The organism is Pseudomonas sp. 10S4, from assembly GCF_034344865.1.
Classification (GTDB): Bacteria; Pseudomonadota; Gammaproteobacteria; order Pseudomonadales; family Pseudomonadaceae; genus Aquipseudomonas.
Genome location: NZ_CP133774.1, coordinates 286023 through 303626, shown reverse-complemented (window position 1 = coordinate 303626; position 17604 = coordinate 286023). Strand labels below are relative to the sequence as shown.

The window sequence follows — 17604 nt, the reverse complement described above, 5'->3', positions numbered from 1 at the left end:
GAAGCTTTTAGGGTGTCAGCGAGCTTGAGCCTGCTCCACCAACCACCCCAACAATTCCTGTAACTTCGGCGAAGGTGCGGGCTTCTGCGGCAACACGAGGTAATACGCCAACCCGGTTTTCACCTTCAATTCAAAGGGCATGACTAGCCGCCCGGCACTCAGGTCATCGCCAATCAACGACCAGTCGCCAATCGCCACACCCGTCCCTTGGGACGCCATCGACATCGCCAGGTCCAGTGTTTCGAAATGCTGGCCCTTGCTGACATTGCTCAAGTGAATATCCGCCGTGGCCAGCCAGGCTTTCCAGTCGCGTTCGTCGCGAGTGGGGTGCAGCAGCATGTGTTGTTCCAGATCCTGCGGCGTGTGCAATGGCACCGGCCCTTCGAGTAATGGCCGCGAGCAAACCGGGGTCAGTTGCTCATCGAACAGCCGAAGTGACGCCAGTGAAGTGTCTGGTGGCGCGCCATAGATCACCGCCGCATCGAACTGCTCACGATGAAAATCCACCCCGTGCCGCACCGTGGTGGTCAGCTCCACCGGCACGTCCGGGCGTTCCTTTTGCCATTGCATCAGGCGCGGCAACAACCAGCGCATCACGCAGGTCGGGGCCTTGAGTTGCAGGGTTTCGCGCTTCGCTCCGATCTGCTCCACCGCCTCGCCGATCAAGCCGAAAATCTGTTGAACCCGCGGCAGCCACTCCCGTCCTTCGGCGGTCAAGTCCAGGCCTCGGGCTTGTCGAATGAACAACTCATAACCCAGATGATCTTCCAGCCCGGCGATCTGTCGACTCACCGCGCCCTGAGTGATGTGCAACTGCTCGGCCGCCCGGGTGAAGTTGCAACATTGGGCCGTGATCAGAAAAGTGTGCAGGGCGGGCAGGGGAGGCAGTCGTTTCATGAGGACCCAAGGTATGACGTGAGGACATGGCTAGTATGACTTTTTATCCATTGTTGCGGCTACCTGTCGCCCGTTCCAATGAGGCCATCCCAGGGCTTGCCTACGCATCATAAACACTGCGCAGGCTCGGCGTCTCAAACGAACAAAAAGGGCAAAGACATGGCGACGTGCGGCGAAGTATTGGTCAAGTTACTCGAAGACTACGGGGTCGAGCAGGTGTTCGGCATTCCCGGGGTGCATACCGTTGAGCTGTATCGCGGGCTGGCCCGTTCGAGCATCAACCATGTCACTCCGCGTCACGAACAGGGCGCCGGCTTCATGGCCGACGGCTACGCCCGCACCAGCGGCAAACCGGGTGTCTGCTTCATCATCACCGGCCCAGGCATGACCAACATCACCACCGCGATGGGGCAGGCGTATGCCGATTCGATCCCGATGCTGGTGATTTCCAGCGTGCAAACCCGCAACCAATTGGGCGGCGGTCGCGGCAAGCTCCATGAGCTGCCGAACCAGAGTGCACTGGTCGGCGGCGTGGCGGCGTTCTCCCACACCCTGATGTCGGCGTCGGAGTTGCCGGGCGTGTTGGCCCGTGCGTTCGCGTTGTTCCAGGCCGGTCGTCCGCGTCCAGTGCACATCGAAATTCCGTTGGACGTGTTGGTAGAAGAAGCTGACGACCTGCTCACCAGCGTCCCGGTCAACATCGACCGCGCCGGTGCCTCGCCGACCGCCGTTTCGCGCATGACCGAACTGCTGGCGGTTGCCAAACGCCCATTGATCCTGGCCGGTGGCGGCGCCATCGAGGCCGCCGCCGAGCTGACTGAACTGGCTGAACTGCTGGACGCGCCAGTCGCGCTGACCATCAACGCCAAGGGCATGCTCGAATCCAACCATCCACTGCTGATCGGTTCGACCCAAAGCCTGGTCGCCACCCGCGCCCTGGTGGCCGAGGCCGACGTAGTGCTGGCCATTGGCACCGAGCTGGCCGAAACCGACTACGACGTGACCTTCGCTGGCGGCTTCGAAATCCCCGGCAAACTGCTGCGCGTGGACATCGACCCGGACCAGACCGTACGCAACTATCCGCCGCACGTCGCGCTGGTGTCCGACTCGCGTAATGCCGCTCAAGCCTTGCTGAGCGCGTTGTCGCACCAGTCGCTGGCCGAGCGTCGCAACGATTGGGGCCAGGTGCGTGCCGCGCGCTTGCGTGAAGAACTGGCTGCCACCTGGGATGCGCCAACCTTGGCCCAGACCCGATTCCTCGAAACCGTGCTGCACGAGCTGCCGGACGCTGTGTTTGTCGGCGATTCGACCCAACCGGTGTACACCGGCAACCTGACCTTCAACCCGGAGCGCCCGCGCCGCTGGTTCAACTCGTCCACCGGTTACGGCACCTTGGGTTACGCCTTGCCGGCGGCAATCGGCGCCTGGCTCGGCGGCAGCGTTGAGGGCTCTTCGCGTCCTCCGGTGGTGTGCCTGATCGGCGACGGCGGTCTACAATTTACCCTGCCGGAACTGGCCAGCGCCGTTGAAGCGTGCACGCCGGTAATCGTCCTGCTGTGGAATAACCAGGGCTACGAAGAAATCAAAAAGTACATGGTCAACCGCGCCATCGAACCGGTGGGCGTGGACATCTACACCCCGGACTTTATCGGTGTGGCCAAGGCTTTGGGCTGCGCCGCCGAAGCGGTCAACGGTGTCGAGCAATTGCGCAGCGCACTGCGTGCTGCCACCGATCGTCAGGGCCCGACCCTGATTGAAATCGATCAGACTTCGTGGATGAAGGCGGTGTCGAAATGAGTTTTCGCATGACTTTCCCAACGGCTCTCGATGGTTTGTACATCGACGGCCAATGGTCTGCCGGCCAAGAACACCTGCGTGTATTCAACCCGGCCACCGAAGCCCTGTTGACCACCGTTAATGGCGGCGATGCACATGCCGTCGATCAAGCCGTTAATGCTGCGACCCTTGCCTTCAACGACTGGTCAAAAACCACCGGCACCGAGCGCGGTGCGATCCTGCGCAAAATCGCCGATGGCGTGAAGGCCGGTCGCGAACAGTTGATGCATTTGCAGTCGAGCAACAACGGCAAACCGCTGTTCGAAGCGGCCATCGACGTCGACGACGTGATCGCCACGTTCGAGTACTACGCCGGTCTGGCCGAGGGCCTGGACGCCAAACAGGACAGCGCCGTCGAGCTGCCGAGCGACGACTTCAGCGCACGCCTGCGCCGTGAACCCTGCGGTGTGGTCGGGCTGATCGTGCCGTGGAATTTCCCGATGGTCACCACTGCCTGGAAACTCGCCCCGGCCCTGGCTGCCGGGTGCTGCGTGGTGCTCAAACCATCGGAAGTCACGCCGTTGCCAGAGCTGGAACTGGCCGCGATCATCGCCGAGGCCGGCCTGCCCAAGGGCGTGTTCAACCTGGTCTGCGGCACTGGCCTGGCGGTCGGCGCGCCGCTCTCGGCTGACCCGCGCATCGCCAAGATTTCCTTCACCGGCAGCAACGCGGTCGGTGTTCAGGTCATGCAACGTGCTGCTGAAACCGTGAAGGGCGTGAGTCTGGAATTGGGCGGCAAGTCCTCACTGCTGGTGCTCAAAGACGCCGACATTGAACTGGCCGTGGAGTTGGCCTGCGGCGGTGGTTTCTTCAACGCCGGGCAAATGTGTTCGGCCACCAGCCGCGTGTTGGTCGCCGATGAACTGGCGGATGAATTCCTGATCCGTTTGCAGGCCCGCGCCGAAGCGATTCGCGTGGCCGACCCGTTCGACCCGAACGTGGAGATGGGCGCACTGGTCAATCAGGCGCAATACCAGCGCGTGCTCGGCCACATTGATCGTGGCTTGAGCGCTGGCGCCAGGCTGATTTGCGGCGGCAATCGTCCGGCCGATCTGCCGCGCGGATATTTTTTGCAGCCGACGATTTTCACCGAAGTGCCCCTCGACAGTGCGCTGTGGTGTGAAGAGATTTTCGGCCCGGTGATCTGCGTGCGCAGTTTTGCCTCCGAAACCGAGGCGATTGCCCTGGCCAACGACAGCCAGTTCGGCCTGGTGGCCAGCGTGGTCAGCCGTGATAACGCTGCCGCTGATCGGGTCGCCAACGCTCTGCAAGCGGGCCTTGTGTGGATCAACGCGCCGCAAGTGATCTTCCCGCAGACCGCTTGGGGTGGCTACAAACAGAGCAGCATCGGCCGCGAGTTGGGGCCGTGGGGCTTGCAGGCTTTCCAGGAAATAAAACACGTGATTCGGGCCGTCTAAGCGCTCGAAAAAGGTGAGCGCATGCCTCGTTCTGAGGCATGCGCCAGGGTCATGGCTACAATGAGTTTTTATCGATAGTCAGGTGTTTTGCACGACCTCAGGATGAAGCCGTCGACTCAGCTCAAGCCCTTTCAAACCGGGGGCTTAACGCAGATCTGATCGCGCGGATGCAACGGTTGCGACCAACCTCATACTTAAAAAACAAAGGGAGTCCTTCATGGGCCAGCATGATCTGAACAGGCGTCAATTCATCAAAACCGTGGGCGTAGCATCGGTTGCAGCGGCGGCCATGAGCATGCCCTTCATCCGGGCGAATGCCAGCGACACGCGCTTCCAGGGCAAGACCCTGCGCCTGCTGACCTGGTCCGATGACACCGGTCTGGCGGCACTGCGCAACATTGCGGCGACTTTCGAAGAGAAGTACGGCTGCAAGGTCATTGCTGACCGCACCGGCAGTACCTCGGAAATGGTCGCCAAACTCAAGGCCGGCGGTGATCGTCCGCAGTACGACGTCATCACCCTGGCAGGCGTCGGCGCCGAAGGTCTGGCCGCCGCCGGGCTGCTGGAAAAACCCGACCTCAACCGCATCCCGAACCTGGTGGACGTGCCGGAGAAATACCGCACGGGCGCCAACGGTCACGGCATCGGTTACCTGCTGTGGTGCAACAGTCTGGTCTACAGCACCCGCACCCAGAAAGAAGCGCCGGACAGTTACGCCGCGCTGTGGGACGCAGACCTGGCCCCGAACATTTTCCTGCCGCCGCCGAACTGGACCGAGGCCATGGACCTGATCATCATCGCCGCCAAACTGGCCGGTGGTGACGAACACAACGTCGAGCCCGGCTTCAAGAAGCTCGCTGAACTGAAAGAGCGCGTGGTGACCCTGGGCGAAAACCCGAACCAGATTGCCGAGCTGTTCCGCACTGGCTCCCTGGACATGGGCGGCTTGTACGCACCCGCGTTCTTCCCGAAACAGATCCGCGATCCGGCCTACGGTCTGAGTGCAACCTTCGGCATGAAGGAAGGTTTCTACACCGACCTGATGCAATCGGTGATGCCGAAGAATCGCCCCGGCGATACCGACATGGCCTACGCTTTTATCAACCACTCTCTGGACCCACTGGTGCAGGGCAAGATGGCTGAAGACATCTACAACGGCCCGGTCAACGCCAAGGCGATCATCTCCGCCGAAGCGCGCAAGAGCCCGTACATCCTTACGCCAGAGCAGATTGCCGACAAGGCGATCATGCACGACAACGCCTTCCTGGCCACCGTGCATGACCAATGGATTCGTCGCTACACGGAAATCTTTTCTTCCTGATCGTAGGAGCTGCCGAAGGCTGCGATCTTTTGATCCTGTTCTTCGGCGGCTCTGAAAAGATCAAAAGATCGCAGCCTTCGGCAGCTCCTACAGGACCGGGTGCGCGGATATTTCTGATCTTCCATTGACGAGACCTTTGCTATGGAACACCAACCTCTTACTCATCCGGTCGCCGCCGTGCCAGTGCGTTCGCGCCGTGGTGTGTCGCCGACCGCCCGCGCCTGGTTTTTCCTGTCGCCATCGATGCTGTTTCTCGGCGTGCTGATTGCTGCGAGCCTGCTGGTACTGCGCATGAGCGTCGGCACCAAAGGCGCGGAATGGACCGGGTTCAGCCTGGCCAGTTACGCCCAGTTGCTGGAACCGTATTACCTCAAGTCCCTGATGCTGACCCTGCGCCTGGCGCTGTTCAGCGCGGTGATCGCGGTGCTGCTGGCGATCCCGGTGGCTTACACCATGTCGCGCCTGACCTCGCCGTTTATTCGACGGATCTTCCTCGCTGCCGTGCTGCTGCCGTTGCTGGTCAACCTGCTGCTGCAAAGCTACGGCTGGCTGGTGATTCTCGGCCCGGGCGGGATGCTCAATCAGGCGCTGATGGGCCTGGGCCTGATCAAGCGACCGATCATGCTGCTGTACAACCAGAACGGCGTGCTGATGGGCCTGGTGCAAACCGCGTTCCCGCTGGCCGTGCTGCCGATTGCCAGCGCCATGCGTGGCGTCGCCCGAACTTACGAAGAAGCTGCCGCGACCCTGGGCGCCAGCCGCTTCCAGGTGTTCCGTCAGGTGGTGTTGCCGATGAGTTTTCCGGGGATCATCACCGGTGCGACGTTGGTGTTCGCCTACAACGCCAGCAGCTTCGTGGCTGCCGCTGCTGCTCGGTGGCCGCCGGGTGCCGATGCTGGCGGTGATGGTGCATGACCAGATCGCTCCGCTGATGAACTGGCCCGCCGCGTCCGCTGCCGGTGTGGTGTTGATCATTACTACCCTGGCGATCATGACGTTGTCTGAATACATCACTGGCCGTCGTCGGCGCATGCTGGAGGCTTCGCAATGAGCACGTTGACCAAGAAGCGTTATTCGCTGCTGCCCGGGGAAACCGGCAAGTTCGCGGGCGTGTTGTCCGGTTTTATCCTGTTGTTGGCGGTACTGCCGATCCTGACGATGATCGTCATGTCGTTCAGCGGCGCCTCGAACCTCGACTTTCCGCCCAGCAGCTACAGCCTGCAATGGTATCGCGCGGCCTGGCACACCTTCGCTTCGCCGGACGCCAGCGATGTGCTGAGCCTGGGCAAAGCCATGACTACCAGCCTGATGGTGGCGTGCCTGACCATGGTCTTCGCCACGATCATCGCAGTGCCGGCGGCTTACGCACTGACCCGTTGCGAGTTCCGTGGCAAAGCCGTGGCCCTGCAATTGATGTCGCTGCCATTGGTGTTCCCGATGGTGGTGTTGGGCCTGGCATTGCTGTTGGTGTTCGACAGCTTGCCGTTCCAGATGACCACCTCGCGGCTGGTGATCGCCCACGTGATCCTCGCGTTGCCGTTCGTGGTGAAAAACTGCACGGCAGCGATGCTGTCGATTGGCAGCGAAGTCGAAGAGGCCGCGCAAATGCTCGGCGCCTCGCCGACCCGGGCGATTGTCGATGTGGTGGTGCCGCTGATGAAGTCGGGGATTCTGGCGGGGATGCTGCTGGCGTTCATCGTCTCGTTCAACGAATTCACCGTGACCTATTTCCTCTACACCATCGATGTCATGACCGTGCCGATCTGGATGTACAGCCGCACCGTGTCATCGCTCGACCCAACCGTTTTCTCGTTTGCCGTGCTGATCGTGCTGATCGACTTCGTCCTGATTTGGGCGCTCGAAAAGTTGGTTGGTGAAGGTGGCGTTTCGTTCTGATTCTTGAGGTGCAACATGACTGGTCTGATTCTGGAAAACGTCGAGAAACATTACGGCTCGGCCTGCGCGGTAAAGGATGTAAACCTGCATTTGCCTGAGGGCAAACTGGTGTGTTTTCTTGGCCCGTCGGGCTGCGGAAAAACCACTTTGCTGCGGATGATCGCCGGGCTCGAAACCCTGACCGGCGGCGAGATTCGCCTGGACGGTGAGGACATCGGCCACACCCCGGCGCACCTGCGTAACTTCGGCATGGTGTTCCAGTCGCTGGCGCTGTTTCCGCACATGACGGTGGGGGAGAACATCGCTTATCCGCTGAAACTGCGCGGCGTGAGCAAGGCCGATCAGCAGGCGCGGGTGGTGGAGTTGCTGGAACTGATTCAACTGCAGGAAATGATTGATCGCCCGGTGGCGAAACTTTCCGGCGGTCAACGCCAGCGCGTGGCGATTGCCCGGGCGATTGCCTCGCGGCCGAAAATCCTGCTGCTGGATGAGCCGCTGTCGGCGCTGGACGCCAAGTTGCGTGAATCGATGCAGGTGGAAATCCGTCAGCTGCAACAACGGCTGAACATCACCACGATCATGGTGACGCACGATCAGCGTGAAGCGATGACCATGGCCGATATCGTCGTGGTGCTGGGTGAGCACAAGGTGCAGCAAGTGGGCACGCCGATTGAGATCTATCGTCATCCGGCCAATGAATTTGTCGCGGACTTTATCGGCTCGGGCAACATCTTCCCGGCCACCGCGCTGGGTAATGGCAAGGTTGGCTTGCCCGGTGGTGATGCGCTGGAAGTGCCGATCTGCAGCAGTATTGTGGTCGGGGAGAAGATCAAGATGCTGATTCGCCCGGAAGACCTGCAACTGTCGCAACCGCAAGCCACGGCGGGGAATCGCCTGTTGGGCAAGGTGACGTTTGTGCGCGACATTGGCGCGACGATTGAAACGACGGTGGAGTGTTCAGGGGTGTCGTTTACCGCGCTGAGCACGCCGTGTCAGGGGTTTGGGTTGAGTATCGGCAATCCGGTTTCGGTGACGTTGCCGGCGGAGGCTTGCCGAGTACTCAGCGCCTGACCTTTAGCCTTATGCTGCCTTGACTGGCCTCTTCGCGAGCAAGCCCGCTGCCACATTAGACCGAGTAGTTCTGAAGAATGCGGTCAAATGTGGGAGCGGGCTTGCTCGCGAAGGGGGCGGCACAACCAACACAAATCTCAGCTAAACACTCAATCGTAACCGCGCCAAATCCCGTAGCGGCGGAGCCCCGAACAACCGGCTGTACTCCCGGCTAAACTGCGACGGGCTTTCATACCCCACCCGATACCCCGCCGCCGACGCTTCCAGCCCTTCGGCCAGCATCAAGCGCCGGGCTTCCTGCAATCGCAACTGCTTTTGATACTGCAGCGGACTCATGGCCGTCATCGCCTTGAAGCGGTGATGCAGCGTCGACACGCTCAGGTTCACTTCCTTCGCCAGATCATCGATACGCAACGGCTGTTCATAGTGGCCGTTGAGCCATTTGATCGCCTGGCTGATGCGATGGCTCTGGCTGTTGGCGATGGCTATTTCATACAGTCGATGACCCTGCTGGCTGCGCAACAGGCGATACAGAATCTCCCGGCGAATCAGCGGCGCGAGCATGGCGATGTCTTTTGGCGTATCGAGCAAACGGGTCAGGCGCAGTACGGCGTCGAGCATCGCCGCGTCCAGCCGTTCAACGTACAGCCCGCGCCCGGTGGGCCGGGTCGGCACGCCCATGGGGCCGGCGTCGGCGATCAGCGCGGTGATTTCCGCCGGGTCGATGTCCAGCCGCACGGCGAGGATCGGCTCTTCAGAGGTGACGGTCACCACGCGGCCGGTTACCGGCATCGAGACCGACACCACCAAATAATTGAGCGGGTCGTAATTGAAGACCTCGTCGGCCAGCCGAACTTCCTTGCGCCCCTGGGCCATGATGCACAGTGCCGGTTGCGCCAGCACCGGGGCGAACTGATGGGTTTGACTGTGACGCGACATGAACAGCGAGCTGACGGCAGTGGCGTAATTGCCATCCTCGCTGGTATTGCGGCGGATGATCGCGGCCAGTTCCTCGCGCTGTTTCTCCATGTCGGCGTCCAGCGGGGCTTGAAAGTGATCGAACGACGACATGCAGGGCCTCCTCGGTGAGGCGTTGTTGATGGGCAGAGCATAAGTTTGTGCAAGCCACAGTGGTAGACACATCCTGCCTGATGCTTGCCTGATTCTGCATTGGGTTGTTTCGCGGCATTGTTTTAGCCGTGTCGCGGCGCTGAAACTTGCTTGAAACCGTTGTGTCATCGCACAGACATGTCTGGACCGGCGTTTCAGGCCGATTCACTGATCCTCGCAGGATTGTGCAACAAGCCGGCAGGAATCGACTAACGGCAACCCTGTTGCGTCGCCTAATCTTGGATCCTGTCGCAGCCCGTCCCTGGCTGCTACACAACTCCCTGGGAGGGTTGAACATGTCTACGCAGATCCCCGTCAGTCATATGGCCTTCGTTCGTGCCCGCGCCGGGCGTTCGGCAGAACTCGGTATTCGCCTGAGCGCGTTGATCGAACCATCGCGTGCAGCCAACGGTTGCCTGAGCTTTGCCCTGCAACACTCGCAATGCGATCCGGACCTGTGGCTGGTGTCCGGTTTCTGGACCCATCAACAGGCCATGACTGCTTACTTCAACACGCCGGCCATGGAGATTTTCGCCGAGCTGGTACAAGACCTGGTGGTCAACAGCCTGGATTTCCATACCTTCAAGGATGTCTCGGCTGCCCAGGCGTTGGGTCAGTCCACGGCGCAGGTACACAAACTGGCCGGTTGAGGGTTTAATGGCTCCATTCTCAATTAGCCAGGATCCGCGACATGGCACGTAAAGCCTTTGATCATTTTGAAGCTGTTTCCGCTGTCGTACCGGGCGAGGGGGTTACCACGCCGCGATCGCCGTCAAAGCCATCGGTGGCGCGGGTGCGCCGCGCTTTCATAAAGTGCTTGAAGGGCAAATCTTCAAGACTGCCAACGAGGCCGATCTGGCCGCGGCCAAAGAGCTAACCCGCCTCAAAGACGTCAAAGAAGACGCCGACCTGCTCTGGTAAGTTATTTTTTTGCCCCCGGGCGATACATTTTGAACAATGCCTCTGGTCCCAGCTGAAAGTAATCCGCTGGCCCGCCGCCGCGCAGAATCGGTTCTGCCGCGGCGGTGTCGTACACCCCATCCTTCAACAGCCACTTGGCGATATGCACGGCGACCACTTCGCCGAGAATCAGCCAGCTCGGCACCACGTTCCCGTCCGCGCGCTGCAACTGAATGATCTGCGTGACCTTGCATTCAAAGGACACCGGGCTTTCAGCGACCCGTGGCACCTGAATGATTTTCGATGCGGCGGGTGTTAATCCGGCTAGCTCGAATTCATTGGTGTCGGGCGCGACCATGGCGCTGCTCTGGTTCATCCGCTCGGCCAGTGGCCGGGTCGCCAGGTTCCAGGCGAACTCGCCGGTCTGCTCGATGTTGTTCAGGCTGTCTTTGCGCCCGACGCTGGAAAAACCAATGATCGGCGGAATGTAGTTGAACGCATTGAAGAAGCTGTAGGGCGCCAGGTTCAGGTGACCATTGGCATCTTGCGAAGAAATCCAGCCGATGGGGCGCGGGCCGACGATGGCGTTGAACGGGTCATGGGGCAGGCCGTGGCCGTTGGCGGGTTCGTAGAAGTGGATGTCGTCGGGCATGGCGCTGGATTTCCTGGAAGAGGGGCATTGGCCATAGTGCAAGTGCGCGCAGGTAATTTCCAGTCAGACGCAGATCCCTGTGGGAGCGGGCTTGCTCGCGAAGAGGGCGTGTCAGTCGACATCATTGTTGAATGTCACACCGCTTTCGCGAGCAAGCCCGCTCCCACAGTGGTTTGTGTTGATGTCGAACTTTGCGTACCCCCAAAAACGACTAAGCCCGGCCGAAGCCGGGCTATTCAATGCCCTCCAAGTGTTAACCGATGGCACCCGCCGTACCGGTTTTATCAAAGCCATCAGCGGCGATGGCGCCAGCGGTGCCGGTGTGATCGAAACCATCCGAGGCAACAGCCGTCGAGTGGGTGTGTTCGACGGCAGCAGTGGCTCCAGAAATGAAGTCTGCGGTGCCGGTTTTGTCGGAACCATCCGCGGCGTAGGTGTTGGCCGCCAGTACGGTCAGGGCCAGAGCGAGAAACAGTTGGGTTTTCATGTTAGTGACTCCAGGTTCATTAAGATTGATTAAAATCTACAGTTTCATGCTAAAAACTATCGATTAATTAGATGTTAAGGCCGTCGGGCTTTTTCGCTTTCGGGGCTTGGTTGAGCGCATCGCAATTAATCGATCAGGCAGGGGCAGGATGGGTTTCGGGCATTAACCGGTGATTAATCCGGGATGACAGTTTTTTCATGCAGGTCTACCCGACCCTCAGGCCTTCGTCGCTTTGGGGCCTGCAACTGATATACGTGCGTCATGCGGGTATGGATGCGCCCGGCTGGAAAAGGTCGCGGGGATTAGTGATTTTGCCGGGTTATGCGTGAAGCAATTTGCTTGCATGACAGATTTTTCATACAGCACCTACCTATTTTTCACCGCTTCGCCGCCAGTCTGCGCGTCGGCCATAACCCTAAGAAAACGGCCGTCATGACCACTGGAGTTTTACCCGTAATGAATAAGCTGCCTCAAATCACCCTGGCGTTCTGGGTGATGAAAATCTGTGCGACGACCCTGGGGGAAACCGCCGGTGACTTGCTGTCGATGACCCTCAACGTCGGCTACGCCATCAGCTCGCTGATTTTGATCAGTGTGTTCGTGCTGACCCTGGTCACGCAGTTGATGTCCAAAACCTATAAGCCGGTGCTGTACTGGATCGTGATTCTGTCCACCAGCACGGCCGGCACCACCATGTCCGACTTCATGGACCGCACCCTCGGGTTGGGTTACGCCACGGGTTCGATGATCCTGATTGCGATTCTGGCGGGGATCTTCTCAGCCTGGCGTCTGAGCGGCGACTCGTTGAACGTCAGCAAGGTCCAGACCTTTCGTGGCGAGATGTTCTACTGGATGGCGATTCTGTTTTCCAACACCTTGGGCACTGCGCTCGGCGATTACCTGGCCGACGACTCGGGCCTGGGCTTTGCCGGCGGCGCACTGTTGATCGGCTCCACCATCGCGGTGGTGGTGCTGCTCAAATACTTCACGAAGATTTCGTCGGTGCTGTTGTTCTGGGTGGCGTTCGTGCTGACACGGCCATTCGGCGCAACCCTGGGCGACTTCCTGACTAAACCCCATGAAAAGGGCGGCCTGGATTTCGGCACCATTGGCTCGTCGCTGGTGTTGGCGGGGGTTTTGGTGGTGATGATTGCGGGCGCGGCTTACGCGCAGAACAAGTATGGCAAGCGAGCGGTTGCCGAGTTGACTTAAAGCCGAGTTGCCCACATCGCGAGCAAGCTCGCTCCCACATTGGATCTGCGTACACCAGATCCTTGTGGGAGCGAGCCTGCTCACGATGAGGCCGGAACAGTCACCTCAAATAAAGCAGTCAGTCCGTCTCGATCCGCGAATGCTTGCGGGTGTCTTTCATGGTCACGTACACCAGCAACGACACCGCGATGCAGGCCGTGACATACCAGTAGTAACCGGTTTCCATGCCGATGCTCTTGAACCACAGCGCGATGTATTCGGCGGTGCCGCCGAAGATCGACACGGTCAGCGCGTACGGCAAGCCAACGCCCAGTGCACGAATCTCGGTCGGGAACAGTTCGGCTTTGACCACCGCGTTGATCGAGGTGTAGCCGCTAACGATGATCAGCGCCGCCATGATCAGGAAGAACGCGCCCCACCAGCTCTGGATGGTGTGCAGGGTGGTCAGGATCGGCACGGTGAACAGCGTGCCGAGCACGCCGAAGGCAATCAGGATCGGCCGACGACCCACCTTATCCGACAACGCGCCAATCAGTGGTTGCAGGCACATGAACAGGAACAGCGTGGCCGCCGAGATGCTGGTGGAGTCGGTGATGCTCATGCCGACGGTGTTCACCAGGTATTTCTGCATGTAGGTGGTGTAGGTGTAGAACGCCAGAGTGCCGCCCATGGTCAGGCCGACCACGGTCATCAGTTCCTTGGGATGGCGCATCAGCGTGCGCATGGCGCTTTCTTTCTTCTCTTTCTTGACCTTGTTGAACGACTCGGTCTCTTCCATGCCACGACGCAGGTAGAGCGCCACGACCGCACACAGCGCGCCGATGGCGAACGGGATGCGCCAGCCCCAGGCGTACAGTTGTTCGGTGGTCAGCACCTGTTGCAGCACGATCAGCACCGCCAGGGCGATGAGCTGACCGGAGATCAGCGTCACGTACTGGAAGCTGGAATAGAAGCCGCGACGTTCCTTGGTCGCCATCTCGCTGAGGTAGGTAGCCGAAGTGCCGTACTCGCCACCGACCGACAGGCCCTGCAGCAAGCGAGCGAACACCAGCAGGATCGGCGCACCGATACCGATGGTTTCATAATTGGGGCTCAGGGCGATCAGCAGCGAGCCGAAGCACATCAGGTACACCGAGGCCATCAACGCACGTTTACGACCGGCACGGTCCGCGTAGAGGCCCATCAACCAGCCACCGATCGGACGCATCAGGAAGCCCACGGCGAAGATCGCGGCGGTGTTCATCAGTTGCGCAGTGGTGGAACCCGCCGGGAAGAAAGATTTGGCGAAGTACAGCGAGAACGCGGCGTAGACGTACCAGTCGTACCACTCGACCATGTTGCCGACCGAGCCGCTGAAGATCGATTTGATCCGGCTCGAAGTGGTTCTTTCTTTGGCGGGCGCGACGGCCGACCCGAGGGGCAGGGCGTTGGAGTTATCCATTGAAGGATCCTTCGTTTAATTGTTTTTGTGGAGCGCGTGTAAACGCAGCCTGCAGGGGCTATAGCAGGAGCTGTGCCAAGGGGCGGAGGGCCGGTTTAGAGGGGGTAGGAGGTTTTGTTGAGCGGAAATCCGCTTATTGCTTGGTGTCTGTGAGCGGAAAATTGCTCATTGAGGTTGGGAGTTGCTTTGTCTGCACCGGCCTCTTCGCGGGCAAGTGCCGTCACTACAAAAATCAGCTGTCGTGCAGGAACATCTCCCGACTCAACCCATGCCGCTGTAACTTTTCATTAAACGTGCGACGCGGCAGTTGCAGCTCTTCAAGCACCGCTTTCACATCACCCTTGTGCCGGGTCAGCGCCGCGCGCAAGCAATGCGCTTCAAACGCTTCCTGTTGCGCCGCCAGCGACTGGCCAGGGTCGATGCCCGCCGGTTCTGGCTCACCGAGGCCCAATACCTGGCGCTCGGCCACGTTCGCCAGTTCCCGCACATTGCCCGGCCAGTCGTGGCTCAGCAAATGACTCAGTTGCGGGCCGCTCAACGGTGGGAAGGTCCGCCCCAGACGTTCGGCGGCATTCTGGGCAAAGGTTTCGAACAGCAATGGAATGTCTTCGCGGCGCTCGCGCAACGGCGGCAGGCGCAACTCGGCGACGTTCAAACGGTAGGCCAGGTCCTCTCGAAAACGCCCGGCGCGGGCTTCGTCCAGCAGGTCGGGTTTGGTCGCGGCGATGATCCGCAAGTCCACGCGAATGCTCTGGTTCGACCCCAGTCGCTCAAGCTTCTGCTCCTGCAACACCCGCAACAACTTGACCTGCTGAGCCAGCGGCATGCTTTCTATTTCATCGAGAAACAGCGTGCCGCCGTCGGCGTATTCGAGCTTGCCGATGCGCTTGCCCGAGGCGCCGGTGAACGCGCCACTTTCGTGACCGAACAGCTCGGCCTCAAACAACTGCTCGGGAATCGCCGCGCAGTTCAGGGCCACGAACGGCTTGTCAGCACGCGGACCGAAATCATGCAGGCAGCGGGCGACCAACTCTTTGCCGCTGCCGGTTTCGCCACGGATCAACACGTTGACCGGCAACGTCGCCAGGTCCAGCACCTGTCGGCGCAGCGTTTGCAAACCACGGGACACGCCGAGCAACGTGGCGTCGAGTTTGGCGCGGTTATCGGCCTGTACATGCAGGGCGCGGTTTTCCAGGACCAATCGGCGCTTTTCCAGGGCCCGGCGAAGGCTGCCGAGCAAGGTTTCCGGGCTGAACGGTTTTTCGAGGAAGTCGTACGCGCCGTCGCGCATCGCTTCGACCGCCATCGGCACATCGCCGTGGCCGGTCAACAAAATCACCGGCAAGTCGGCATCACGCCGCTGCACTTCGGCCAGCAGTTCCAGGCCGGTCATGCCGGGCATGCGCACGTCGCTGAGGATGACGCCGGGGAAGTGGGCCGGCAACTTTGCCAGGCATTCATCGGCACGGCTGAACAGCTGCACCTCGAATCCCGACAGGCTCAGCCACTGTTCTACGGCGCTGCGAATGCTGCTTTCGTCGTCGACCACGATCACCGAATTCAGCATGAGAGGGGCACCTCCAGATCGATCGGCAAGGTCAGGGTGAACACCGCGCCATTGTCGTGGTTGTCGGCCGACAGGCGCCCACCGGATTCGTGCGCAATGGCAAACGAGACCGCCAGCCCCAGGCCCAAGCCATCGCCCACCGGTTTGGTGGTGAAGAATGGATCGAAGACGTTCGGCAGGTGTTCTTCGGCAATGCCGCCACCGTTGTCGGAAACGCTCAGGCGCCACAGTTGCTCATCGGCTTCGAGGCGGATTTCCAGGCGTTTGCAGGGTTTGTCCTGCACCGCGTCGAGGGCGTTGCGCAGCAGATTGATCAGCACTTGTTCCAGGCGAATCGCATCACCACGGACCCAGGCCGGGCGCGTCAGGTGCAGCACGGTGCTGACGTTTTCGTCGCGCAGGCGCGCATCGAGCAACTGCAAGGATTGATCGACCACCGCCGCCAGGTCCAGCCGTTCGCGCAGGCCGCTGGGGCTTTTGCGGGCGAAGGTTTTCAGGTGACCGGTCAGCGCGGCCATGCGGGTGAGCATGTCGTCCACCGGTTTCAGCGCCTTGTAGGCGTCATCGACCCGGCCGTGATCGAGCAGCAGCCTCAGAGTAGCAAGCTGCATGCGCTGGGCGGTCAGCGGCTGGTTGATTTCGTGGGCCAGCGCCGCGGACATCTGCCCCAGCGCCGCCAGTTTGGCCGATTGCACCAGACCGTCCTGGGCGGTGCGCAGGTCGCGGGTGCGTTCTTCCACCAATTGTTCGAGTTCTTCGCGGCTGCGCTGACGCATTTTCGCCAAGCGCCAGCGCTGGTAGAGGAACAGCAACAGAAACACCACCGCCAGCCATAACCCGGCGGCAGCGAGGCCAGCATTGCGGCTGTCTTCGAAAGCGACTTGCGGGCGGCGCAACAGGTGCAAGGTCCAGCCTTCGGCGGGCAGCGGCAGGGATTCCCACAGGTAATCCGCCGTGCCGTCGGGGCCCTCGATTTGCGCCAGGTCGCTGTTGTCGTCAAAGCGCCGTTTCGATTGATAGGCCAGCGGCGACAGCGGTTGCTTGTCGTATTGGCGCGTGTTCTTGAGTTCGGCGTGATCGCTGTCGCTCAGCGGTTTCAACTGGCGATAGCGCCAGCCCGGCTGGTTGGCGATGAAGATAATCCCGCGGGCATCGCTGACCAGCAGCGTGTCTGTGCCTTGGCTCCATTCACGCTCAAGTTCGGGAAACTCGAGTTTCACCACCATGGCGCCGAGGAACTCTCCGTTGTCCCGGGTCACCGCGCTGGACAGGAAGTAACCGGGAATGCCGCTGGTCACGCCCACCGCATAAAAGCGCCCGGTGCCTTGAGTTCGAGTCTGGCTGAAGTAGGGGCGAAAGCCGTAGTTGTGGCCGACGTAACTGCTGGGCAAGCGCCAGTTGCTGGCGGCCACGGCCAGGCCGGTGTGATCGAGCAATTCCAGGGTCGAGGACTGCGCGGCGCCGTTGATCTTTTCCAGTTTGCGGTTCAGCAGGTCCTGTTGTTCAGGACTCACCGGGCCATCGAGGGCCGAACGCAATTCCGGGTCCAGTGCCAGCACGGCGGGCAGGGCGCGGTAGCGGTCGATCAGGGTGTGCAGGGAATTGGCGTACAGCGCCAGTTGCTGGTTGGCGCGGGCGGCGTCTTCTTCCAGGGCCTGACGTTCGGCGTGACGCATCGCCAGCCCCGCAGCGAGGGCTGCGCCGGCGAGGATCAACAGGGTATACAACGACAAACGCAGGGTACGGGAAGTCGGCAGCATGCTGGCGCAAATAGGTGGGAAGTCGGGCGGGCACCA

14 protein-coding genes and 2 pseudogenes are annotated in these 17604 nt (G+C 60.7%); 9 read left to right on the top strand and 7 right to left on the bottom strand.

Annotated features, from left to right (window positions below; genetic code table 11):
- Positions 1-15: 15 nt before the first annotated feature.
- A complete protein-coding gene (locus RHM58_RS01440; RefSeq protein ID WP_201256023.1) occupies positions 16-897 on the bottom strand; it encodes a LysR substrate-binding domain-containing protein in 882 nt (293 codons plus the stop codon).
- Positions 898-1056: 159 nt separating this feature from the next.
- On the opposite strand from RHM58_RS01440, the gene RHM58_RS01435 reads away from it, so the two are divergent.
- The 6 genes and pseudogenes from RHM58_RS01435 (at position 1057) to RHM58_RS01410 (ending at position 8439) form a co-directional block, all read left to right on the top strand.
- Positions 1057-2694, top strand: a complete 1638-nt coding sequence (locus RHM58_RS01435) for a 5-guanidino-2-oxopentanoate decarboxylase (protein WP_322269496.1) — start codon at positions 1057-1059, stop codon at positions 2692-2694.
- An 8-nt stretch (positions 2695-2702) separates the two neighbouring features.
- Complete coding sequence (locus RHM58_RS01430; RefSeq protein ID WP_201256022.1) at positions 2703-4151, top strand: aldehyde dehydrogenase family protein; 1449 nt, start codon at positions 2703-2705, stop codon at positions 4149-4151.
- A 217-nt stretch (positions 4152-4368) separates the two neighbouring features.
- Positions 4369-5472 (top strand): ABC transporter substrate-binding protein, encoded by a 1104-nt coding sequence (locus tag RHM58_RS01425; protein ID WP_201256021.1) that lies wholly within the window; start codon positions 4369-4371, stop codon positions 5470-5472.
- 141 nt (positions 5473-5613) lie between these two features.
- Positions 5614-6523: pseudogene (locus tag RHM58_RS01420) on the top strand (ABC transporter permease).
- On the top strand, positions 6520-7368 hold the full coding sequence (locus RHM58_RS01415) for an ABC transporter permease (protein WP_201256019.1): 849 nt from the start codon (positions 6520-6522) through the stop codon (positions 7366-7368). The pseudogene RHM58_RS01420 and the gene RHM58_RS01415 overlap by 4 nt, the downstream one beginning before the upstream one ends.
- 15 nt (positions 7369-7383) lie before the next feature.
- A complete protein-coding gene (locus tag RHM58_RS01410; protein WP_201256018.1) occupies positions 7384-8439 on the top strand; it encodes an ABC transporter ATP-binding protein in 1056 nt (351 codons plus the stop codon).
- 141 nt (positions 8440-8580) lie between these two features.
- Here the strand turns inward: RHM58_RS01410 and RHM58_RS01405 are convergent, their stop codons facing one another.
- A complete protein-coding gene (locus tag RHM58_RS01405) occupies positions 8581-9510 on the bottom strand; it encodes an AraC family transcriptional regulator (protein ID WP_201206248.1) in 930 nt (309 codons plus the stop codon).
- A 335-nt stretch (positions 9511-9845) separates the two neighbouring features.
- On the opposite strand from RHM58_RS01405, the gene RHM58_RS01400 reads away from it, so the two are divergent.
- On the top strand, positions 9846-10199 hold the full coding sequence (locus RHM58_RS01400) for a putative quinol monooxygenase (protein ID WP_201206246.1): 354 nt from the start codon (positions 9846-9848) through the stop codon (positions 10197-10199).
- A gap of 41 nt (positions 10200-10240) precedes the next feature.
- Positions 10241-10470, top strand: a pseudogene (locus RHM58_RS01395) (hypothetical protein).
- 1 nt (position 10471) lies between these two features.
- On the opposite strand, the gene RHM58_RS01390 reads toward RHM58_RS01395, so the two are convergent.
- Entirely contained in the window at positions 10472-11101 is a 630-nt protein-coding gene (locus tag RHM58_RS01390) for a flavin reductase family protein (protein ID WP_201206243.1), read from the bottom strand.
- A gap of 253 nt (positions 11102-11354) precedes the next feature.
- A complete protein-coding gene (locus RHM58_RS01385; RefSeq protein WP_322269495.1) occupies positions 11355-11588 on the bottom strand; it encodes a hypothetical protein in 234 nt (77 codons plus the stop codon).
- Positions 11589-12044: 456 nt separating this feature from the next.
- Between RHM58_RS01385 and RHM58_RS01380 the strand changes: the two genes are divergently transcribed.
- Positions 12045-12800: a hypothetical protein gene (locus RHM58_RS01380; protein ID WP_201206240.1), complete on the top strand. Its 756-nt coding sequence runs from the start codon at positions 12045-12047 to the stop codon at positions 12798-12800.
- Positions 12801-12918: 118 nt separating this feature from the next.
- Here RHM58_RS01380 and RHM58_RS01375 read toward each other — a convergent pair whose 3' ends face one another.
- The 3 genes from RHM58_RS01375 to RHM58_RS01365 all read right to left on the bottom strand — a co-directional run bounded on the left by RHM58_RS01375 (position 12919) and on the right by RHM58_RS01365 (position 17568).
- The gene (locus tag RHM58_RS01375) at positions 12919-14241 is read right to left on the bottom strand and encodes an MFS transporter (protein WP_201206238.1); all 1323 of its coding nucleotides are present in this window, start codon (positions 14239-14241) and stop codon (positions 12919-12921) included.
- A 232-nt stretch (positions 14242-14473) separates the two neighbouring features.
- Entirely contained in the window at positions 14474-15808 is a 1335-nt protein-coding gene (locus RHM58_RS01370; RefSeq protein ID WP_322269492.1) for a sigma-54-dependent transcriptional regulator, read from the bottom strand.
- Positions 15802-17568, bottom strand: coding sequence for a sensor histidine kinase (locus RHM58_RS01365; RefSeq protein ID WP_322269491.1), 1767 nt, complete (start codon positions 17566-17568; stop codon positions 15802-15804). The genes RHM58_RS01370 and RHM58_RS01365 overlap by 7 nt, the downstream gene beginning before the upstream one ends.
- Between the last annotated feature and the right edge of the window lie 36 nt (positions 17569-17604).